Source organism: Pseudomonas sp. AL 58 (genome assembly GCF_036348395.1).
Lineage (GTDB): Bacteria > Pseudomonadota > Gammaproteobacteria > Pseudomonadales > Pseudomonadaceae > Aquipseudomonas > Aquipseudomonas defluvii.
The window spans coordinates 150,811-171,961 of record NZ_JAZBQR010000011.1 but is presented as its reverse complement, the minus strand read 5'-3'; the positions used below and the strand labels follow the sequence as shown (position 1 = coordinate 171,961).

Annotated in this window: 17 protein-coding genes; 16 read left to right on the top strand and 1 reads right to left on the bottom strand. The window is 62.3% G+C overall.

The window, feature by feature from the left end; translation table 11 throughout:
• Position 1 precedes the first annotated feature (1 nt).
• The 8 genes from UIA24_RS14220 to UIA24_RS14185 are packed head-to-tail and all read left to right on the top strand — an operon-like array spanning position 2 to position 10,145.
• Positions 2–1,447: a tetratricopeptide repeat protein gene (locus tag UIA24_RS14220; RefSeq protein ID WP_065760789.1), complete on the top strand. Its 1,446-nt coding sequence runs from the start codon at positions 2–4 to the stop codon at positions 1,445–1,447.
• Positions 1,444–2,901, top strand: coding sequence for an alginate export family protein (locus tag UIA24_RS14215; protein WP_330523123.1), 1,458 nt, complete (start codon positions 1,444–1,446; stop codon positions 2,899–2,901). Before UIA24_RS14220 ends, UIA24_RS14215 begins: the two co-directional genes overlap by 4 nt.
• Positions 2,902–2,915: 14 nt before the next feature.
• On the top strand, positions 2,916–4,343 hold the full coding sequence (locus UIA24_RS14210; protein WP_102053422.1) for an MBOAT family O-acyltransferase: 1,428 nt from the start codon (positions 2,916–2,918) through the stop codon (positions 4,341–4,343).
• A 9-nt stretch (positions 4,344–4,352) separates the two neighbouring features.
• Positions 4,353–5,447 carry an alginate O-acetyltransferase gene (locus UIA24_RS14205; RefSeq protein ID WP_099774255.1) on the top strand — a complete coding sequence of 365 codons (1,095 nt, stop codon included), beginning with the start codon at positions 4,353–4,355 and terminating at the stop codon, positions 5,445–5,447.
• Between the two features lie 12 nt (positions 5,448–5,459).
• The gene (locus UIA24_RS14200) at positions 5,460–6,113 is read left to right on the top strand and encodes an alginate O-acetyltransferase AlgF (RefSeq protein ID WP_330523122.1); all 654 of its coding nucleotides are present in this window, start codon (positions 5,460–5,462) and stop codon (positions 6,111–6,113) included.
• Between the two features lie 41 nt (positions 6,114–6,154).
• On the top strand, positions 6,155–7,558 hold the full coding sequence (locus UIA24_RS14195; protein WP_065760784.1) for an alginate O-acetyltransferase AlgX-related protein: 1,404 nt from the start codon (positions 6,155–6,157) through the stop codon (positions 7,556–7,558).
• On the top strand, positions 7,549–8,664 hold the full coding sequence (locus UIA24_RS14190; RefSeq protein ID WP_330523121.1) for a polysaccharide lyase: 1,116 nt from the start codon (positions 7,549–7,551) through the stop codon (positions 8,662–8,664). Before UIA24_RS14195 ends, UIA24_RS14190 begins: the two co-directional genes overlap by 10 nt.
• 17 nt (positions 8,665–8,681) lie before the next feature.
• Positions 8,682–10,145: a right-handed parallel beta-helix repeat-containing protein gene (locus UIA24_RS14185; RefSeq protein ID WP_330523120.1), complete on the top strand. Its 1,464-nt coding sequence runs from the start codon at positions 8,682–8,684 to the stop codon at positions 10,143–10,145.
• Here the strand turns inward: UIA24_RS14185 and UIA24_RS14180 are convergent.
• Positions 10,120–10,566, bottom strand: a complete 447-nt coding sequence (locus tag UIA24_RS14180) for a GNAT family N-acetyltransferase (RefSeq protein ID WP_065760781.1) — start codon at positions 10,564–10,566, stop codon at positions 10,120–10,122. The two genes, UIA24_RS14185 and UIA24_RS14180, sit on opposite strands and share 26 nt — an antisense overlap.
• 213 nt (positions 10,567–10,779) lie before the next feature.
• Between UIA24_RS14180 and UIA24_RS14175 the strand changes: the two genes are divergently transcribed.
• The 8 genes from UIA24_RS14175 (at position 10,780) to UIA24_RS14140 (ending at position 21,124) form a co-directional block, all read left to right on the top strand.
• A complete protein-coding gene (locus UIA24_RS14175) occupies positions 10,780–12,378 on the top strand; it encodes an inorganic phosphate transporter (protein ID WP_330523119.1) in 1,599 nt (532 codons plus the stop codon).
• Between the two features lie 48 nt (positions 12,379–12,426).
• Positions 12,427–12,771 (top strand): hypothetical protein, encoded by a 345-nt coding sequence (locus tag UIA24_RS14170; RefSeq protein ID WP_099774250.1) that lies wholly within the window; start codon positions 12,427–12,429, stop codon positions 12,769–12,771.
• A gap of 163 nt (positions 12,772–12,934) precedes the next feature.
• Positions 12,935–13,354, top strand: coding sequence for a DUF7832 domain-containing protein (locus tag UIA24_RS14165; RefSeq protein WP_102053429.1), 420 nt, complete (start codon positions 12,935–12,937; stop codon positions 13,352–13,354).
• A 29-nt stretch (positions 13,355–13,383) separates the two neighbouring features.
• Entirely contained in the window at positions 13,384–13,773 is a 390-nt protein-coding gene (locus UIA24_RS14160; protein ID WP_102053430.1) for a tautomerase family protein, read from the top strand.
• Positions 13,774–13,864: 91 nt separating this feature from the next.
• Complete coding sequence (fusA, locus tag UIA24_RS14155; RefSeq protein WP_330523118.1) at positions 13,865–15,970, top strand: elongation factor G; 2,106 nt, start codon at positions 13,865–13,867, stop codon at positions 15,968–15,970.
• A gap of 143 nt (positions 15,971–16,113) precedes the next feature.
• A complete protein-coding gene (locus UIA24_RS14150) occupies positions 16,114–17,565 on the top strand; it encodes a SulP family inorganic anion transporter (protein ID WP_065760775.1) in 1,452 nt (483 codons plus the stop codon).
• Positions 17,566–17,666: 101 nt separating this feature from the next.
• On the top strand, positions 17,667–18,947 hold the full coding sequence (locus UIA24_RS14145) for a bifunctional O-acetylhomoserine aminocarboxypropyltransferase/cysteine synthase (protein ID WP_330523117.1): 1,281 nt from the start codon (positions 17,667–17,669) through the stop codon (positions 18,945–18,947).
• A 221-nt stretch (positions 18,948–19,168) separates the two neighbouring features.
• Positions 19,169–21,124 (top strand): DNA topoisomerase III, encoded by a 1,956-nt coding sequence (locus UIA24_RS14140; protein ID WP_330523116.1) that lies wholly within the window; start codon positions 19,169–19,171, stop codon positions 21,122–21,124.
• Positions 21,125–21,151 lie beyond the last annotated feature (27 nt).

Sequence of the window (21,151 nt, the reverse complement as noted above, 5' to 3'; positions counted from 1 at the left end):
GATGAAACCGATGACGCCCACCTGGTTGCTGCTCGGCGCCCTGGCCTGCACTGCCCCGGCGTTGGCCGGGCAGAGCCTGGAGCAAATCCGCTATGCGCTGTACAAAGACCCCAGCGCCGAGGTCACGGCTGATCTGCGCGTGCTGGCCGAGCGTGGTGACCTGGCGTCCAAGCTGTTGCTGGGCGACCTGTTGTCGAGCAGTGAAGGTGCCAGCCGCCAGGAAGTGATTCGTCTGTACCGCGAAGCCTTTGCCGACGGGCGCGGGCTGGTCCCGGCGCTGGCTTCACTGGCGCGCCTGCTCGACCGCAGCCCGAGCCTGCGCCAGGGCCAGCGCGCCTGGGTTGAACAGGCGCTGACGCGCTACCCGAGCAACCTCGACCCGCGTAACGCCAGCACAACCCTGGAAGTGTTCCTGGTGTACCCGGAACTGGTGCCAACCCATGAAGCGGCGCAGGTGCTTGGCCTGTATGAGCAGTCGTGCCTGCTCAACTGCCGCCCGGCGTTGTACCGCGCTGTTCTGGCCGAGCGCCAGGGCGATCGTGCCGCGGCCGAGCGAGGCTATCAACAGGCGGTGCGGACCGACATACGGGCCATCGACCGTTATTACCGCTTCCTTGGCGAGGATCAGGACACGGCCTTCCCGGCCTTCGCCCGAACCCTGGAGGCCGAGCGGCCGCAACTGCCGGTGGACATCGTTCACCGTATCGGTTCGCTGCTCGACAGCATCACCAGCGTGCGCCGCGCCGAACAGGACGCCGACCGCTACGAGCGCCAGGCCAACGGCATGGGCCCGGACAAAGCCCAACCGAGCCCACAGCAACTGGCCCAGGAAAAGGCCGAGGCCGAAGCCCTTGATCTTGCCACCGCCGAAGCTCACCGCTGGCGTGACAACGCGGTGGAGCGCGGTTTCGTCCCGGCAATGGTGTCCAAGGCCAACTACATGATTTCCAACCCGACCGAGCACAACGCCGAGGAAACCCAAAGCCTGATCGACCAGGTAAAGACCCGGGAGCCAACCCGGGCCAAGGCACTGCAAGCCTCGTTCTACATGGTCAACAACTGGCTCACCCTCGACCCGGACAAAGCCCGTGCACTGATCGATGAACTGATCGCCAGCCACTACCCCGATGCCCAACTGCTGCTTGGCGAGTACTACAGCAAGGGGGTCGAGGACGAGCCCGACCAGGAAAAAGCCCTGGCGATTTTCCAGCAACAGGCACAAGACGGCTCCACCGCGGCCTGGTACCGCATGGCGACCCTGCATGCGTATGGCCGGGCGATCTGTCATGACCCGGTCAAGGCCTACACCTATGCACGGGTCGCTCTGGACCTGGGCGAAAACGGCGCCCGCAGCCTGCTCAAACGCCTGGAAAAAACCCTGAAAAAGGATGACATCGAACGCGCCCTGGTGGCCCGTAACGATCTGTTGAAGGAGGCTACCCTGTGAAAGCGCACCATTCCCTGTTCGGCGCCCTGCTCGCCCTGACCCCTGTTTACGCAGCCTTGGCCGCCGAAGAAATCACCGGCCCGGAAGCCGACAGCAGTGAACCGGTACGGGTTGCCGCCAGCGATGGCAGCGAGCCGCTGATTACCTCCGAGTTCTTCAACAAGCTCACCGTGCAAACCGGCTACGGCCCGGAAAACTCCCAGGTCGGCCGCAGTCGCGAGATGTTCTACAGCCTGCGCTACGAGCCCTCGTTCGCCTGGTACTCACCGGAAAAGCGCTGGGCCAAGTGGCAGGTCTACGGCCGCCTGTGGCTGGACTATGACTCCAGCCAGGCAATCAGCGTGCAAAATGAAAACGCCAACAGCTTCGACCGCGAGCAGCCCGAAGGCTGGTACGCCGAGCTGCGCGAGCTCTACGTCAAACGCAACCTGCTGGGTGACGACCCGCGTTTTTCACTGTCGGCAGGCCGCCAGCGCTACTTTGACGACTACGGGATCTGGTGGGATGACAGCCTTGAGTCGTTGCGTTTCAACTACAACGACACCTTTTCCCATGGCTTCCTCGCCGTGGCGCAGAAGTTCTACAACTACAACAGTGACGTCAACACCCTGGCCGACAGCGAAGAGCGCACCACCTACCTGATGGGTGAGTATGCCTACCGCTGGAGCGAGCGTAACTGGGCGGGCGTACGCCTGATGCATGAGGACGACCACAGCGGCCACGACCCTGAAGACCGCTACGACTTCAAGGGCATGCGCTACGGGCTGTTCTTCAAGGCCGATGACTTGCAGGTCAGCCCGCTGTTCAGCGACTACCACCTGGAGCTGGCCGGGCTTGATGGCAAGATCGACAACACCGACGGCAATGGTATTACCAGCACCGGCAACAGTACCCGTGGCTGGGCGGCACTGGGCGAGATTGGCAAGCGCTTCCACGACCTGCCCTGGACCCCACGCCTGGCATTGCGCGGTGGCCTGACCGACAAGCCCAGCGATGATAACGACGGCTTTCGCCTGAACACCATCCAGTCTGACCGTATCACCCGCCAAGGCTCCTATAGCACCCGTCTGACCAGTTCGTTCGTCAGCCTGGACCTGCGCAACCTCAGTTACTACGGCTTTGCCCTGGAAACCCAGCCAACCCCACGCAGTGCCCTGGACCTGAGGCTCACCGAGCTCAAGCTGCGCGACGCCGAAGGCACCCTGCCGATCCGCATCGACGGTGATCAGCGCAGTGCGCGTAATCAGGCTATCACCCAAGGCACCCATACCGGTGGCAAGACCGTCGGGCAGATGCTCGACCTGAACTACTACTGGAAAATGTTTCCCGTGGCCATCGACGGCAAACACCTGGACGTCAACACCCTGGTCAGCGCCAGCTACCTGAATGCAGGTAACGCGCTGGACACCGGCGATGACTATCAGCTGACGCTCGGCGTCGTGATCAGCTACTAAGGACGGGCCCCGAGATGATCTTCGCCTCCAACGTCTTTCTGTTCCTTTACCTGCCGCTGTTCCTGGCCGTGTACTTCCTTGCCCGGCCGCAGTGGCGTTCAACGGTGATCGTGGCCGCCAGCTACATCTTCTACGCCTGGTGGCGCCCGGACTTTCTGCTGTTGTTCGTCGCCATCACCTACTGGAACTACTGGTTCGGCCTGCGCATCAAGGCGCGCCTGGATGCCGGCGACAAACGCTGGGCGTTTCGTCTGTTGTGGATCGGCATCATCGGCAACCTGTCGACCCTGGGCTACTTCAAGTACGCCAACTTCGGCGCCGAAGTGCTGGCCGCCCTGCTCGCACCGCTGGGCATCAATACCTTTACCCTGGAGACGATTTTCCTGCCGCTGGGCATCTCCTTCTATGTGTTCCATGCCCTGAGCTACATCGTCGACATTTACCGCAAGGACGCCACGCCGACCAACAACTTCATCGACTTTGCTGCGTTCGTTGCACTGTTCCCTCACCTGGTTGCCGGGCCGATCCTGCGCTACAGCCAATTGGCCCCACAACTGCGCCAGCGGACCCATTCGCTGGAGCTGTTCTCACTGGGCGTGTGCCGGTTCATGCTCGGATTCATCATGAAAGTGCTGATCGCCGACCAACTGGCGCCGATCAACGTACTGTTCGTCAGCGAAGGCACCCTGCAATTGAGCGATGCCTGGTTCGGCCTGGTGATCTCGACCCTGCAGCTGTACTTCGACTTCGCGGGCTACAGCCATATGGCCCTGGGCCTGGCCCTGATGATGGGCTTTCGTTTTCCGGAGAACTTCAACCAGCCCTACGTCTCGCAGAGCATCACCGAGTTCTGGGCCCGCTGGCACATGACCCTGGCGCACTTCCTGCGTGACTACGTGTACATGCCGCTGGTACGCAAACGCATTGCCGGCGCCCTGCCCGCATTGGTCTACACCATGCTGCTGTCGGGCCTGTGGCACGGCGCCAGCTTCGCGTTCATCTGCTGGGGGCTGTTCTTCGGTTTCGGCATGGTGATCGAGCGCAAATTCGACCTGGCGACCAAGATCACCACGCCCTACCACCTGGGCCGCAACCTGCGCACGGCGTTGTTGATCATCCTCAGCATGCCGCTGTTTTTCACCAACGACCTGCGCCATAGCCTGGCCATCTACCAGGCACTGTTCGGCTTCAACGGCCTCGGCTCACTGGAGCTGTACGTCCTCGGCGCGTCGAAGATGGCTATGTCCTTCGCCGCGGTGGCGCTGTGCTGGCTGATCCTGGCCGGGAGCAACAACGTGCGCTACTACGCCGGCAACAAGGAGCACTACTTCATGCGCCACGTCGGCGGCCTCAAGGCCGTGCTGCTGTGGTGCGGGTTCGGCCTGGCGCTGAGCAGCCTGGCGGCGCACTCCTTCTCGCCCTTCTTGTACTTCCAGTTCTAGGAGACTGCCATGTACCCGGTGTTCAACTCGGCAAGCAAGGTCAACGGCATTCTGTTCTGCCTGGTGTTGGCGGGCATGTTCATCTACTCGCTACCGCCCGTTTTCAGTTTCGCAAAAAACCAGAGCGACGCCTGGACGCTGTTCGTCGACGGCAAGTTGCTGCGCAAGTTCGAGCAGGCCTACGACAAGCGTTTCTTCCTGCGCGAACCCTCGGTAGCCCTGTGGGCCAACGCCCAGTACCAACTGTTTGGCGAAGGCACCAAAGGTGTGGTGCTGGGCAAGGACGGCTGGCTCTACACCAACCAGGAGTACCGCGTACCCAACGACCTGGACGCCAACATTGAGGGGCAACTGGCACAGATTGCCGCAGTCGAGCAGCAACTCAAACAGCACAACAAGCAGCTGATCGTACTGCCGTTGCCCATGAAGCTGGACATCTATGCGGCCCACACCCAACACCCCTTCGACCCGCGGGTAGTGAGCCTGTATGACCGTTTCGTCGGCCAGCTCCAGGCACGACAAATCGTCGTCACACCGGTGCGTTCAAGCTTTCTGCAGCACCTGGAAGGGCCGGAACTGTTCCTCAAGTCCGACACCCACTGGAGCCCGGAAGGCGCCCGCCTGGCCGCTTATGAACTGGCCCGCCAACGGCCTGAGTTGCTCGGTGACGAACGTTACGTGTCGAACAAGGTGGCGGAAAAAATCGTCAAGGGCGATTTGATGAACTACATCCAGTTCGGGCAAAGCCCCCTGGCTCCGCAGTTCGGTGCCAATTCGATCGCTGTCTACGAAACCCTCAAGGCCAGCCAGAACGCCGATGAGCTGTTCGCCGAGGAACACCAGAGCCTGCTGCTGGTCGGCACCAGCTACAGCAAGATCGATGACTGGAACTTCGTCGGTTTCCTCAAGGAAGCACTGAACCGCGACCTGCTCAGTGTTGCCGTCGAGGCCCGCGGGCCATTCGAAGCCATGAGCCAATTCCTGCAGAGCGACCAACTGGCCAATCCCCAGATCGACACCGTGGTCTGGGAGTTCCCGCTGCGCACCCTGCTTGCCCACCGGATCGGTTCACTGAGCCGCCCCGCCCAGCCCCAACACTTTTAAAGGAAGATCCCCATGACCCGTACCTTGCAGCAGTTCCTGGCCGCCAGCGCTCTGGCCCTTGGCGTACTCAACGCGCCGATTGTTCTCGCCGCCGAAGGCAACGCCGACCTGTATGACGCCGTGGCCCCGGCCGACTCGGCCTTTGTTCGGGTATTGAACCTGAGCAACAGCAACATCGAGGTGACCCTGAGCGGCAAGGTAACCCCACAAAAGGTCGCCCCCGGGCAACTCAGCGGCTACCGTTTCACCCCTGCCGGCACACACAAGATCGCGGTCGGCAGCAAGTCGATCGAGCCGCAATTGATCAAGAACGCCGCCAGTACCGTGGTCTATGACGGCAAAAGCCTCACCCTGATTGCCGACAAATACGTCAACGAACCGAAGAAGGCCCAGGTCGCCTTCTACAACCTGACGCCGGCCAAGGCGGCGTTGAAAACCGTCGACGGCAAGCACGTGATCATCGACCCGCTGGGCAAGGACCAGACCGGCAGCCGCATGGTCAACGAAATCAAGATCGGCTTCGCCGCCTATGTCGAGGAACAGAACGTGGCCAGGTTCGAGGAACTGTTCCTGAAGAAGGGTCGCTCCTACAGCTACGTGCTGCTGCCTCAAGGCAGCGGCTACCGCAGCCTGAGCCTGGCCAACAGCATTGACCCCAGCGAGTGAATGACCACTGCCCTTGTTCAACAGGATGATGAATCGCGCACATGAAGACTTTACTCCCCCTGGGCCTTGTCGCCGCCCTTGCCTGCTTCAGCCTGCCCGCCACGGCAACTGAAACCGGCAAACGTGCTGCCTGCGAGAGCCTTGAGTGCATGACCTGCCCCGCCCTGAGCGACCCGCAGAAGTACGCCGAAGGGCGCATGAAGCTGATGCGTGAAATTGTCCCGGGCAAAAACCGCTGGCTGTTCCGCTCGATGGTCGACCTGACCAACGATTTCGGTATCCCGGCGCCGATGCGTCCAGAGTTTGCCCGGCTGATGGCTGCGTTCCGCCAACAAGGTATCCATGTCGCCATGGCGATCCAGCCCACCCGTGGGCTGATGCACCGCGACAAGCTCTATCCCGACCAACTGCATGGCTTCGACTTCGCCCGGGCCAGCGGCAATCTGAGCAGCTACCTGCAACAGTTGCGCAGTGCCGGCGCAGTGGTACCCGACATGATGCAACTGGTGCACACCCCGCCCAAGGGCGAGTACTTCTTTCGTCGTGACCACCACTGGACCCCCAGTGGTGCCGAGGCAACTGCACGCTTGCTGGCCGACGAGGTGCGCCGGCAGCCGTTCTATGCCGAACTGAGCAAAAAGCAGTACCGCACTGAACCTGGCGTCATGGTGCCCAAGGACGGCACCCTGAACCTGGCGATGAGCTATATCTGCGGCAACAACTATGGCTTCCAGTACGTGCGTGGCTACCAGACCATCCCCATGGCCGACGACGCCAACGCACTGTTCGACGAAGCACCGGACCCAGAGGTGATTCTGGTCGGTGACAGTAACTCGGCCGCCCGTGAGGACGAGAGCAAGCAGTTCAACTTCGACGGCTACCTCAAGCAGTACCTGGAAGTGGACATCCTCAACTACGCCCTGCCAGGCGTTGGCCAGGATGGCTCGCTGCTGGAATACCTGCTCTCGGACAACTACAAGCCCAAGGCGCCGCCCAAGCTGATCATCTGGGAGTTGCCCGCCAACTATCAGCTAGAGTCCGAACCCATGTATCGGCAACTGATTCCGGCAATCAAAGGCGGCTGCTCGACCTCTACCGCAGTGCTCGGCAACCACGTACAGCGCCCGGCCTTGAAGGTCAGTGACCGCATCGAGTTACTCAGCAATGCCGGTGAGGCACGCAAGAACCTCAGCAGTGGCCAGGGCTTTCTCGACATCAAGATCAGCGACAAGAACGTCAAGGATTTCTACGTCATCGTCTATTACGACAACGGCGCCCGCGACAAGGTCTGGTTCCGCCGCGAAGCAGCCGTCACCGGTGGGCAGTACTACCTGGAACTGAGCAAGGCCAAGGAATTCGCCGGCGCCAACCTGCTCTCGGTGTTTCTTGAACCCACCAAACCCGGCACTGCTGCCACTGAAGTGGAAACCCGACTATGCCTGTAAAACGCTGGAGCGTCGCCGGGCTTGGCCTGTGCGCCGCGCTGCACCTGGGCAGTAGCCTGGCCGCCAGCTCGATCTGGCCGGCACAGGCCACCGCGCAGTCGGCGATGATTGCCGACTACCGCAGCCTGGCCTGCAGTAAAGAGCCGCCACCGCCCTACACCGGCAACCTGCAACTGCAGAGCAAGTACGACCAGAGCGACGCCAGCAAATCGACCTTGCGCAGCGACCCGGACGCTGGCACGGAAAAGGTCGGCAAGCAGGTCAAAGCGTTCATCGGTGGGCTGATTTACGCCAACAAACGCTTCCTGCGGGCCAAAACCCCACAAGAAGCCAACATGGCCCTGGCCTGCCAGGACCAGTGGCTGGAACGCTGGGCCCAGGCGGGCGCGCTGCTCAACCCCGACGCCAGCAGCACCGGCATGGCCGCACGTAAATGGGCGGTCGCCGCCATGGCCTCGAACCTGCTGCTGACCCAGGCGGCGAGCAATGGCAAGGTTAAGCTCTCGCCCGCCCAAAACGCCTGGTTCGAGCGCCTTGGCGAGCTGGTCATCCGTGAGTACCAGCCGCGCCAGACGCCGGACTTCACCTGGTTCAACAACCATGACTATTGGGCCGCCTGGGCAGTCGCCGCGACCGGCATGCTGGTGCAGCGCGACGACTTCATCCAGTGGGCCGACGGCAACCTGCGCCGAGGCCTGCAGCAGGCCGTGCGCAGCAGCGACGGCAGCTATGCCTACCTGCCGCTGGAAGTGGCGCGCAGCAAGCTGGCCGCGACCTACAGCCAATACGCCCTGGTGCCGTTGGTGCTGCTGGCCGAGTCGGCGCGGGCCAACCACCTGCCCTGGAGCAGCGAGGATCAGCAAACCCTGGAACTGCTGGCCAACTTTGCCGCGCGCAGCATCCTTGACCCCGGCAACCTGCCGGAACTCAAGGGCCAGTCACAGACCGATGTCGCGCCGTACAAGCTGGCCTGGTTGATCCCGTTCCTGCAACGCGCCCCGGACAACCGCCTGGCGCGTCAGCTGTATGACAGCGAAGACGGCGACGTCGACAACTACAGCCAGCTCGGCGGCCCGCTCAAGCCGTTATACCCCAAACTGCCGTAACCCAAGGACGAACCGCCATGGCCTTGTTTGCCCGTCACCTCTACCTTCCCTGCCTGGCGCTGTTGCTGGCTGGCAGCGCTCACGCCGCCAGCCAGAGCCTGCCGCTGCAGCAGTCACTCAGCACCGTTGCCACGGCAGCGCACCAAGCACACCTGCAACAGCTGCAGGCCCAGGCCCGTGAGGCCGTGCAAATGCAAACGCCTGAACGCCCGCGCCCTGCCGGACGCGGCAGTGTCAGCCTGCAACCAATGTTCTCTTCCCAGGGCGGTAGCTGGCCGTTCGAGCCGTTCGTCAACAACGGCCTTTTCCGAGCGATTGCCGGCTATCAGGCGCACCACCCGAACGCCGTACTGATTCGCGGTGGCAGCGTCACCCTTGCGCAACTGCATGACGCCCTCAAGGACGAGCGCATCCTCAAGCGCTACAAGGACGGCTACCTGCTCAGCTACCCACTGATGATCGCCAGCGACGGTGGCCTGGTGCTCGAAGGCACCAGCCTGTACCTGTACAGCCACTCCGGTACAGCGCTGATCAACCAAGGCTGGCTGGGCCTGAACCAGTCTCGCCTGGAGAGCGTCGCGGGCGACAAACCCGGCAGTACTGACCGGGCCTGGCGGCCGTTTGTGGTGGCCTGGGCTGGCAGCCACACCCAGGTGCTGAACTCGAACCTCAACCGCCTGGGCTACAACGCCAACCTGTCGCGTGGCCTGAGTACCGCCCTGAGCGTGCAGCAACCCGCCAACAGCCGACCGGCGACGCTGCTGGTGCGTAACAGCCAGTTCAACGAACTCAGTGCCGTAGAGCTGCAACATACCCTGGCCCAGTTCGACAGCAATCGCTTTGAGCATTCACAGCAATACGCCCTGGATATCCGCGACAGCCAGGCACTGATCAGCCAGAACCAGATCCGCGGCGTCGACAACAACAGCGCCATCCGCCTGCGTGGCAACACCCGGGCGCTGGTCGAGAGCAACCTGATCCTTGGCGCCAACAAGGCTGCCATCGAGGTCAGCGAACAACACGGTGCACTCGTACTGAGCCGCAACCGCATCGGCGCCAGCCGGGGCAACGGTATCCTGCTGCGCAGCCTGCAACCCACGGGCACTGCACCGTTGCTGATTGACGACAACCTGATCGGCAGCAGCCAGGGTAGCGCGATAGATGCCAGTGAAGTCGCCGCGGCAACGCTGATCAACAACCGTATTGGCAACACCCCGGAATATGCCGTCAGCCTGCGCAATGCCAGCGCCCTGCCCGGCCCGTTGATTCTTAGCGGCAACACCCTGGGCCAGGTCGGCAAGGCGGTGGTGCGGGTCGAAGGCTTGAACCAGGTGGACCTGGGGCCTAACCGTTTCAACGGTACACCCCTGCTACAGAACCTGTTGATCGGCGATTTGCTGCCCGTACAGAGCCTACTGCTCGACGCCACCCTGCGTCAGCACCAGGTGATCCGCGTCAGCCAGGTGGCTGCCGTGCAATAACGCGCTGCATGCGCACAAAGCAATCGTCCTCACCCACCGCTTCAAAGCCCCGGCGCCGGTACAACCCCTGCGCCGGGTTGCTCTTGAATACGGTCAGGCGCAACAACGGCAGGCGCCGCGCTGCCGCCCAGGCCGCCAACTGCTCCAACGCCCAGGAACCGACGCCCCGCCCCCGGGCGCTTGCAATCACCTGCAGCTCGCGAATGAACAGCGCCCGGGCATCCTGGCTCAGGCTGCAAAAACCCAGTAACTGCTCGCCCTCGACGATCAGCCATTGCTCACGCCAGGTCCAGGCTTGATCAAAGGCTTCATCCATCCACAGGAGGTCGTACTCCCGGTAATACGGCAGCATGTTGTCGCACGTCAGCGCGCGAGCAAAAGGCAAGTGCTGGTCAGTAGCGCGAATCAGTTGCAGGGTCATTAAACGATCAACCAAAAATGCCGGCCTTGCCGACGAAGGGATCAACAGCGTATCAGCGACTGTACGGACGCTGTGGACGATACAACGCTGGTCAGTAAAACGTACGCACTTCCAGGTTTACTTGATCAAGATCAGATCGTATTAACTATTTGTTTCTATGCTGGTCACGCAAGGCTCGTTCCTTCATGGCAAACGCTACCTGGACCCCTTCTCATGACCACCCCGACACTGGCGACACGCTCTGCACTTTCAAGCGTTAGCCAAACTCCCAGCCGCGCCACGCTGACCCTGTTTTTCTCCTTGTTGCTGGCCGGGTTGGTGTACACCGCCTGGAGCCTGTTTCGCGATGTCAGTGCCAGTGGCACGGTGATTACCACCTGGACACCCTTTGTCCTGCTGGGCGTAGCCCTGGTAATCGCTCTGGGGTTCGAATTCGTCAACGGTTTCCACGATACCGCCAACGCGGTGGCCACGGTCATCTATACCCATTCGCTCCCGGCCTCGTTCGCCGTGATCTGGTCGGGCTGCTGGAATTTTCTCGGCGTACTGTTCTCAAGTGGCGCAGTAGCCTTCGGTATCGTCGCGTTGCTGCCGGTGGAATTGATCCTGCAAGTCGGCTCGTCAGCCGGCTTCTCGATGGTCTTCGCCCTGCTACTGTCGGCGATTGTCTGGAACCTGGGAACCTGGTGGCTGGGGCTGCCGGCTTCATCGTCACACACCTTGATCGGCTCGATCATCGGCGTTGGCGTGGCCAATGCCCTGATGCACGGTCGCAACGGCACCAGCGGCATAGACTGGACCCAGGCCAGCAAGGTCGGCTACTCGTTGCTGTTGTCACCGGTGGTCGGTTTTGTCTGCGCGGCCTTGTTGCTGCTGACGTTGCGCCTGTTGGTCAAGCGCAAGGCGCTGTACCAGGCGCCCGTCGGCAACGCACCACCGCCCTGGTGGATTCGCGGGATGCTGATCCTGACCTGTACCGGTGTGTCCTTCGCCCATGGCTCCAACGACGGGCAAAAAGGCATGGGGCTGATCATGCTGATTCTGGTCGGAACCCTGCCGATGGCCTATGCATTGAACCGCACCATGCCTGCTGAACAATCCGTGCAATTCGCCTTCGTGGCCGAGGCCACCCAACAGGCGCTGGTGCGCACGGCGCCACAGCCGGCACCCGACGATCCGCGACAGACCCTGACCACCTTCATTCGCAGCCAGCAGGCAAATGCCGATCTGCTACCCGCCCTGGCCGCGCTCGCCGGCCTGATTGGCCAAGAGGTCAAGGGATATGGCTCCTTTGCCGGCGTACCGGCCGAGGCCATGGCCAATGTGCGCAACGACATGTACCTGACCAGCGAAGCCATTCGCCTGATGGACAAGCAGAAGCTGATCCACTTTGATCCAGCGACCCAGGCCACCCTGCACGACTTCAAACGGCAGATCGACGATGCCACGCACTACATTCCCCTCTGGGTGAAGGTTGCCGTGGCCATCGCCCTCGGGCTGGGCACCATGGTCGGTTGGCGGCGGATCGTGGTGACCGTCGGCGAGAAAATCGGCAAGACCCACCTGACCTACGCCCAGGGCGCCAGCGCCGAACTGGTCGCGATGTTCACCATTGGCGCGGCAGACCTGTACGGCTTGCCCGTTTCGACCACCCATGTGCTGTCCTCTGGCGTGGCCGGCACCATGACCGCCAATGGCTCGGGCCTGCAGCTACGGACCATCGCCAACCTGCTGATGGCCTGGGTACTGACCCTGCCGGCGGCGATTGTGTTGTCGGGTAGCCTGTACTGGTTACTGCGCCAGGTGTTCTGAAACAGCAGCCATACTCAAGGCACCCTCGCCACCTCGCGGAGCCTTGCCATGGCTGAACTGCTGCGCCACATCTGCCGTCTGCTGGACAATGGGCTGAACAAGGACGTCTTCGACAACCTGCGCAACTTTCTCATGTGCTCGCTGCTGCTGGCGGCTGGCAGCAGCACGCTCACCGGTGATGGCCAAGTGTATTTCGGCCTGTTCGCAGCGCACATGGCCGGCGTCGGGCTGATAGCGCTGGCCGTTTTTCTGATGCTGCTGAACATGGCCGACGGCCTGCGCAAGCTGTCCAAGGCCCGCCATCCGCTGCTCCTGCAGGTCATTCTGTGCCTGGTCTACATGCTGTTGGCGGTGCGTGTGGTAGAGATTGTCTGGGAGTTTCGTGCCACCTGAACCCGCAGCTCGCGGACCCGCGTCCAGGCATCCGCCTGCAAGCACTGCGCCTGCCCACCCCTACTCGTCATAGTGATACATGGGGCCTTGGCTGCGAGCAGGCAGCGTTGTGGTGTAGGCTAACTGCCCTGGAAGAATAATGATTCAAAAAAGGATGAGCCCCATGACGTACGATGACGCCTCCTTGCGAGCCCTTGCCACACTGCCCCACACCGCCCTGTTCGTCGCCTGGGCCGTGCAACGGTCCCTGACCAGCCGTAACTTTCAGGCAGACTTCGACTACGAGATCAATTCGCTGGTTGAACGTACCCTCACGCCCGGCCTGTTCTTTCGCCAGTGCTGCGACAGCAGGCTCAACGCTGAAGACCTCAACCGCCAGGGCAATGCCTTCGTCGCCCACTACCTGGCCATCGAGAACGGCCAGTTTGCCGCCGACTGCCAGGACCTGCTGGCGACAAAGGGTGATCGCCCCAGCAGTGTGGCCGACACCTGGGACAACTTCGACAGGCTGAAACCACGCCTGGATGAACGCTTTGCGCAGTGGCAAAAGGACCTTTACCTCGCAACCAGCACCACAATCTGACCCTGCACATTTCCAAGGATGGACTACCCATGGCACAAATAAAGGTCTATGGCCTGCGCTCGACACTGGAGCGCCACCGCACAGGACTGTCGGAGGCGATTCATGCCGCAGTGATGGCTGCACTGGCGTATCCGGTCGAGAAACGTTTCCAACGTTTCATTGCGCTGGACCCGGCGGATTTCCTCTACCCCGACGACCGCTCACACCAGTACACCATCATTGAGATCAGCCTGTTCGAGGGCCGTTCGGTACAGGCGAAGAAAGCACTCATTCGCCTGTTGTTCCTGTACATCGGCGAACGCACCGGCATCAGCGCCCAGGATGTGGAAATTACCCTGTCTGAAACCCCGCGGGAGAACTGGGGTATTCGCGGCCTACCGGGAGATGAGCTGGGGTTGAACTACAAGGTTGAGGTCTGACAGGCGCCGTATGTCCGGGTGGCGCCCGCCGAGTGTCGATTGTTCTGCTACTTTGGGAATACCCAGCACGCACACGTACAGGTGACCCATCATGGCGCGCACCACTCCCATCGAGCTCTACCGCAACATTGGCATCGTTGCCCACGTAGACGCCGGCAAGACCACAACCACCGAACGCATCCTGTTCTACACCGGGGTCAACTATAAAATGGGCGAGGTGCATGACGGCGCCGCGACCATGGACTGGATGGCCCAGGAGCAGGAGCGCGGCATCACCATCACCTCGGCAGCCACCACGGCTTTCTGGCAAGGCTCGACCAAGCAGTTCCCGAACAAGTACCGCTTCAACATCATCGACACCCCCGGCCACGTTGACTTCACCATTGAAGTCGAACGCTCGCTGCGCGTGCTCGACGGTGCGGTGGTGGTCTTCAGCGGCGCCGATGGCGTCGAGCCGCAGTCTGAAACCGTCTGGCGCCAGGCCAACAAATACAAGGTGCCTCGCCTGGCCTACATCAACAAGATGGACCGCCAGGGCGCCGATTTTCTGCGGGTGGTGAAACAGATCGACAAGCGCCTGGGGCACCACCCGGTGCCGATTCAACTGGCCATCGGCGCCGAGGAGCACTTTGTCGGGCAGATCGACCTGGTGAAGATGAAAGCGATCTACTGGAACGACGATGACCAGGGCACCAGCTACCGCGAGGAGGAGATCCCCGACGCGCTGCGGCCACTGGCAGAAGAATGGCGTGCCCACATGATCGAAGCCGCCGCCGAAGCCAACGACGAGTTGATGAGCCTGTACCTGGACGGTGTCGAACTGAGTACGGCGCAAATCAAGGCAGGATTGCGTCAGCGTACCCTGGACAACCAGATCGTGCCGACGATCCTCGGTTCGTCGTTCAAGAACAAGGGGGTGCCGCTGATGCTCGACGCGGTGATCGACTACCTGCCGGCCCCTTCGGAAATCCCGGCCATCAACGGCACCGACCCGCAACACGAAGACAAACACCTGGAGCGTCACGCCGACGACAACGAGCCCTTCTCGGCCCTGGCCTTCAAGATCGCCACCGACCCGTTCGTGGGTACCTTGACCTTTGTACGGGTCTACTCCGGGGTATTGTCCTCAGGCGATGCGGTACTCAACTCGGTCAAGGGCAAGAAGGAACGGGTCGGGCGTATGGTGCAGATGCACGCCAACCAGCGTGCCGAGATCAAGGCCGTGTGCGCGGGCGACATCGCCGCACTGATCGGCATGAAGGATGTCACCACCGGCGATACCCTGTGCGACATCAACAAGCCCATTATCCTTGAGCGCATGGACTTCCCCGACCCGGTGATCTCGGTGGCCGTGGAGCCCAAGACCAAAGCCGACCAGGAAAAAATGGGCATCGCCTTGAGCAAACTCGCCCAGGAAGACCCGTCGTTCCGGGTCAAGACCGACGAGGAAACTGCACAGACCATCATTTCCGGTATGGGTGAGTTGCACCTGGACATCATCGTCGACCGCATGAAGCGCGAGTTCGGCGTCGATGCCAACATCGGCAAACCCCAGGTGGCCTACCGCGAGAAAATCCGCAATACCTGCGAGATCGAAGGCAAGTTTGTCCGCCAGTCGGGCGGTCGCGGCCAGTTCGGTCATTGCTGGATTCGCTTTTCGCCAAACGATGAAGGCAAGGAAGGCCTGGAGTTCACCAGTGAAGTGGTCGGTGGGGTCATCCCCCGTGAGTACATCCCGGCCATCCAGAAAGGCATCGAAGAACAGATGCAGAACGGCGTACTGGCCGGCTACCCGCTGATTGGTCTGAAAGCGGCGGTGTTCGACGGCTCGTACCATGACGTCGACTCCAACGAGATGGCCTTCAAGATCGCCGCGTCGATGGCCACCAAGCAGCTTTCGCAAAAAGGCGGTGCGGTACTGCTGGAGCCGGTGATGAAGGTCGAAGTGGTCACACCGGAAGAATACATGGGTGATGTGATGGGCGACCTCAACCGGCGACGTGGCGTGATCCAGGGCATGGACGACAGCCCGGCGGGCAAGGTGGTGCGTGCCGAAGTGCCGCTGGGAGAAATGTTCGGCTACTCCACCGACATGCGCTCGATGTCCCAGGGCCGGGCCAGTTACTCGATGGAGTTCATTCGCTATTCAGAAGCGCCAGCCAGCATCGCCGATGTGATTATCAAGAAACAGGGCTAGCCGCCACGGTACGCGGCCCTCAAGACAACACGGCCAACCAGCAGGCTGGCCGTGACATTTCCAATTGCGTAAGATCCGCTCCCCTTCTTGCCAACACCGTTGACCGCGGCCGGTTTCGCCGGTCGGTTTTTTTCAGGTACCCCATGAAACCCATTCGCCTACGCGCCGAGGCCCTGGCCGGCCTTACCACGTCCTTCGCACTGCTGCCCGAATGCATCGCCTTCGCGCTGGTCGCGCACCTCAACCCGCTGATGGGGTTGTACGGTGCGTTCATTATCTGCACCTTGACCGCCCTGTTCGGTGGGCGACCAGGCATGATTTCCGGCGCTGCCGGGTCGATGGCGGTGGTGATCGTGGCGCTGGTGGTGCAGCACGGCGTGCAGTACCTGCTCGCCACGGTGCTGCTGGGTGGGCTGATCATGGTCGCCTTCGGCCTGCTGCGGCTGGGCAAACTGGTGCGCATGGTGCCGCACTCGGTGATGCTGGGGTTCGTCAATGGCCTGGCCATCATCATTGCCCTTGCCCAACTGGAGCATTTCAAAAGCGCAGAAGCCTGGCTCAGTGGTGCCCCGCTCTACCTGATGATCGGGCTGGTCACGCTGACGATGGCCATCGTCTACCTGCTGCCGCGCCTCACCCGCGCAGTGCCACCGGCGCTGGTTGCAATTCTGGGTGTCGGCCTTGCGGTGTACCTGCTTGACCTGCCGACCCGCACCTTGGGCGACATGGCCCATATCGCCGGCGGCCTGCCAGTATTTGCGCTGCCCCAGCTACCCTGGAACCTTGAAACCCTCGGCATCGTCGCCCCTTATGCGATATTGATGGCCTTGATCGGCCTGCTGGAAACCCTGCTGACACTGAACCTCACCGATGAAATCACCGAAACCCGTGGCTACCCGGATCGCGAGTGCGTCGCCCTGGGTGCAGCCAACATGGTTTCAGGGCTGTTCGGCGGCATGGGTGGATGCGCGATGATCGGCCAAACGGTGATCAACCTCAGCTCCGGTGGCCGTGGTCGCCTCTCGGGCGTGATCGCTGGGGTGATGATCCTGCTGTTCGTGCTGTTTCTCTCGCCGCTGATCGAGCGCATCCCGCTGGCCGCGCTGGTCGGGGTGATGTTCGTGGTCTCGCAACAGACCTTCGCCTGGGCCTCGCTGCGGGTGTTCAACAAAGTGCCCTTGAACGACGTACTGGTGATCATCTCGGTGACCGTCATCACGGTGTTCACCGACCTGGCCACCGCCGTGCTGTGCGGGATCATCATTGCCGCCCTGAACTTTGCCTGGCAGCAAGCCCGCGAGCTTTACGCAGACGGCCATCTGGAAGCCGATGGCAGCAAGCGTTACCAACTGCATGGCACGCTGTTTTTCGCCTCGACCACCCAGTTCCTGAACCAGTTCGACCCGGCCAACGACCCGGCCCAGGTGACGCTCGATTGCCGCCACCTGAGCTTTGTCGACTACTCGGCAATCGCCGCGCTGAAGACATTGCGCGAACGCTATGCCAATGCCGGCAAGCACCTGCGCGTGCTGCACCTGTCTGAACGCTGCAGGCAACTGCTCAGACGCGCAGGCATGCACACACCAGGCGAGTGAGCCACAGGAGGAGCGTTTCAGCAGGCTGGCGGCTCTTGACCGGCGCAGACACTGCGGCCCATGCTCACGCTCCTCCAACCGAACGCTCAGGGAACGACTGTATGAAGCTGGAAACTTTAGCCATTCACGCGGGCTTCAGCCCCGATCCAACCACGAAGGCTGTTGCCGTACCGATCTACCAGACCACCTCCTTCGCCTTTGACGACACCCAGCACGGTGCCGACCTGTTCGACCTGAAGGTGGCTGGCAATATCTACTCGCGGATCATGAACCCCACCAACGACGTCCTGGAAAAACGCATGGCCGCGCTTGAAGGTGGCGTCGGCGCACTGGCCGTGGCTTCGGGCATGGCTGCCATCACCTACGCCATCCAGACCGTGGCCGAGGCCGGCGACAACATCGTCTCGGTGGCCAAACTGTACGGCGGCACCTACAACCTGCTGGCCCACACCCTGCCGCGCTTCGGCATCCAGACCCGCTTCGCCGCCCATGACGACATTGCCGCGCTCGAGGCACTGATCGACGACAAGACCAAGGCGGTGTTCTGCGAGTCCATCGGCAACCCGGCGGGCAACATCGTCGACCTCCGAGCACTGGCCGACGCCGCGCACCGCCATGGCGTGCCGCTGATCGTCGACAACACCGTCGCCACCCCGATCCTGTGCCGCCCGTTCGAGCACGGTGCCGACATCGTCGTGCATTCGCTGACCAAGTACATCGGTGGCCACGGCACCAGCATCGGCGGCATCGTGATCGACTCTGGGAACTTCCCCTGGGCTGAATACAAGCAGCGTTTTGCCCTGCTCAACACCCCTGACCCGTCCTACCACGGCGTCACCTACACCGAAGCCTTCGGCCCGGCAGCCTTTATCGGCCGCTGCCGCGTGGTACCCCTGCGCAACACCGGCGCGGCACTGTCGCCGTTCAACGCCTTCCTGATCCTGCAAGGCCTGGAAACACTGGCCCTGCGCATGGAGCGCCATACCGAGAACGCGCTGAAAGTGGCGAACTACCTGCGTGAGCATGAACAGGTCGCCTGGGTGAAATACGCCGGCCTGCCGGACCACCCCGAGCATGAGCTGGCCGTGCGCTACACCGGTGGCAAGCCGGCGTCGATCCTCTCCTTCGGCATCAAGGGCGGCCAGGAAGCCGGGGCGCGCTTCATCGATGCGCTGAAACTGGTGGTACGCCTGGTGAACATTGGCGACGCCAAATCGCTGGCCTGCCACCCGGCCTCCACGACCCACCGCCAGTTGAACGACGAAGAGCTGGAGAAGGCCGGAGTGCCACGTGACATGGTGCGCCTGTCCATTGGCATCGAGCACAGCGACGACATCCTGGCCGACCTGGCGCAGGCGCTGAAGGCCTCTGCACAAGGCTAAGTCGGTTTTTTTAGCGTTAGCAGGGTTGCTACTGGTGGGCAAGGCTCACTCCCACAACCTGCGAGGATCAGGCAGCTGGCAAGACCGCACCCGCGGATTGCCCAGCCCCTGGCAAACCCGCAGACACAATTGACTGTACATCCATACAGATAATGCTTGCCTCTCGCCGCCACCCTGCGCATGCTATGCAACTTCTATAGCCGCCAGACTCATCATCGGCCATGCGCCTCTTTCTCTGCGAAAAACCCTCCCAGGCCAAGGACATCGCCAAAGTCCTCGGCGCCAACCGGCGCGGTGATGGCTGCTGGGTCGGCAACGACCTCTGCGTAACCTGGTGTATCGGCCACCTGCTGGAAACCGCACCACCTGACGCCTACGATGCCCGCTATAAACGCTGGGTACTGGAAGACCTGCCCATCGTGCCGCAGCAGTGGAAGATGCTGGTCAAACCGAAAACCGCCAGCCAGTTCAAGGCGGTGAAACGCCTGCTCAGCGAAGCCCGTGAACTGGTCATCGCTACCGACGCCGACCGCGAAGGTGAAATGATCGCCCGTGAACTGGTCGAGCACTGCCGCTACCGTGGGCCGATTCAGCGCCTGTGGTTATCGGCACTCGACGATGCCTCGATCCGCAAGGCGCTGGCAGCGCTCAAGCCCGGTGCCGCTACGTTCAGCCTCTACCACTCGGCCCTGGGTCGCTCGCGGGCCGACTGGCTGATCGGCATGAACATGAGTCGCCTGTTCACCCTGCTCGGCCGTCGCTCCGGGTACCAGGGCGTGTTGCCGGTTGGCCGGGTGCAAACCCCTACCCTGCGCCTGGTGGTCGACCGCGACCGCAGCATCGCCGACTTCGTGCCGGTACCGTTCTGGGCCATCGAGGTGACGCTGAGCAGCGCCAATACGAGTTTTACCGCGCAGTGGCGCGCCCCGGAAGACGCCTGTGACGATCAGGGCCGCTGCCTCAACCCGGTACTGGCACAGCAGGCCGCCGAGGCCATTGGCGGCGCGGCCAGCGCTGAGGTAGTGAATGTCAGCACTGAACGGGTACGCGAGGCCGCCCCGTTGCCCTTCGACCTCGGCACCCTGCAGGAGCTCTGCTCGAAAAAGCTGGGCCTGGGCGCCCAGGAAACCCTCGACATCGCCCAGGCGCTGTATGAAACCTACAAGGTCATCACCTACCCACGCAGTGACTGTGGCTACCTGCCGCTGAGCCAGCACAGCGAGGCCCCGGCCATTCTCGCCGCACTGGGCCGGGCCGACGCCAGCCTGGCCGCACTGCAACCCTATCTGGAGCCGCAGCGCCGCTCACGCGCCTGGAACGATGCCAAGGTCAGCGCCCACCACGGCATCATCCCTACCGCTGCGGCCATCGACCTGGGGCGCTTGCCGAGCAAGCACAAGGCGGTGTTCAGCCTGATCCGTGCACGCTACCTGGCGCAGTTTCTGCCCAACCACGAATACGACCGCACCGAGGCCGACTTCGACTGTGCCGGTCAGGCCCTGCGCGCCGTTGGCAAGCGTATCGTCGAACCCGGCTGGCGCCGCGCCCTGCCCGAAGCCCTGACCCCAGGCAAAGGTCGCGAAGCGCCGGCAGCGCAGGTGTTGCCGGCACTGAGCAAAGGCCAGCACTGCACCGTGGCCGGGGTCAATCTCAAGGACCTCTGGACCCAGCCGCCCAAACCGTTCACCGAGGGCGACCTGATCAAGGCCATGAAGAACGTCGCCAAACTGGTCGACGATCCACGGCTCAAGCAAAAGCTCAAGGACACCACCGGTATTGGTACCGAGGCGACCCGTGCCGGAATCATCCAGGGCTTGCTCGACCGAGGCTACCTGGTGAAGAACGGTAAGGCGTTGTCGGCCACCCCGGCGGCCTGCAGCCTGATCGACGCCGTACCTCGGGCCATTGCCGACCCAGGCACTACGGCTATCTGGGAGCAGGCACTGGACATGGTGCAAACCGGCGAGATGAGCCTGGAGGCGTTCGTTGCCAAGCAATCGGCATGGATGAGCAAGCAGGTCGAGCGATGTGCCGGGCTCAGCCTGAACATCAGCGGCCCGGCAGTTCCAGCCGGGGGTAGCAGCGCCCCCTGGAAAAAGAAACGCAAGGCCGCAGCGCGTAAACCATCGAGCAGCGCCAAACGTCCAAAGAAAACCGCGGCGCCAAAGGCCCGCTGAAAACGTGTACACACATCAACTGGATCA

Bases quoted from the DNA above. Each gene is read 5' to 3' on its own strand.
- UIA24_RS14220 (WP_065760789.1), top strand. From the start codon at position 2: ATGAAACCGATGACGCCCACCTGGTTGCTGCTCGGCGCCCTGGCCTGC.
- UIA24_RS14210 (WP_102053422.1), top strand. From the start codon at position 2,916: ATGATCTTCGCCTCCAACGTCTTTCTGTTCCTTTACCTGCCGCTGTTC.
- UIA24_RS14205 (WP_099774255.1), top strand. From the start codon at position 4,353: ATGTACCCGGTGTTCAACTCGGCAAGCAAGGTCAACGGCATTCTGTTC.
- UIA24_RS14200 (WP_330523122.1), top strand. From the start codon at position 5,460: ATGACCCGTACCTTGCAGCAGTTCCTGGCCGCCAGCGCTCTGGCCCTT.
- UIA24_RS14195 (WP_065760784.1), top strand. From the start codon at position 6,155: ATGAAGACTTTACTCCCCCTGGGCCTTGTCGCCGCCCTTGCCTGCTTC.
- UIA24_RS14190 (WP_330523121.1), top strand. From the start codon at position 7,549: ATGCCTGTAAAACGCTGGAGCGTCGCCGGGCTTGGCCTGTGCGCCGCG.
- UIA24_RS14185 (WP_330523120.1), top strand. From the start codon at position 8,682: ATGGCCTTGTTTGCCCGTCACCTCTACCTTCCCTGCCTGGCGCTGTTG.
- UIA24_RS14180 (WP_065760781.1), bottom strand. From the start codon at position 10,566: ATGACCCTGCAACTGATTCGCGCTACTGACCAGCACTTGCCTTTTGCT.
- UIA24_RS14175 (WP_330523119.1), top strand. From the start codon at position 10,780: ATGACCACCCCGACACTGGCGACACGCTCTGCACTTTCAAGCGTTAGC.
- UIA24_RS14170 (WP_099774250.1), top strand. From the start codon at position 12,427: ATGGCTGAACTGCTGCGCCACATCTGCCGTCTGCTGGACAATGGGCTG.
- UIA24_RS14165 (WP_102053429.1), top strand. From the start codon at position 12,935: ATGACGTACGATGACGCCTCCTTGCGAGCCCTTGCCACACTGCCCCAC.
- UIA24_RS14160 (WP_102053430.1), top strand. From the start codon at position 13,384: ATGGCACAAATAAAGGTCTATGGCCTGCGCTCGACACTGGAGCGCCAC.
- fusA (WP_330523118.1), top strand. From the start codon at position 13,865: ATGGCGCGCACCACTCCCATCGAGCTCTACCGCAACATTGGCATCGTT.
- UIA24_RS14150 (WP_065760775.1), top strand. From the start codon at position 16,114: ATGAAACCCATTCGCCTACGCGCCGAGGCCCTGGCCGGCCTTACCACG.
- UIA24_RS14145 (WP_330523117.1), top strand. From the start codon at position 17,667: ATGAAGCTGGAAACTTTAGCCATTCACGCGGGCTTCAGCCCCGATCCA.
- UIA24_RS14140 (WP_330523116.1), top strand. From the start codon at position 19,169: ATGCGCCTCTTTCTCTGCGAAAAACCCTCCCAGGCCAAGGACATCGCC.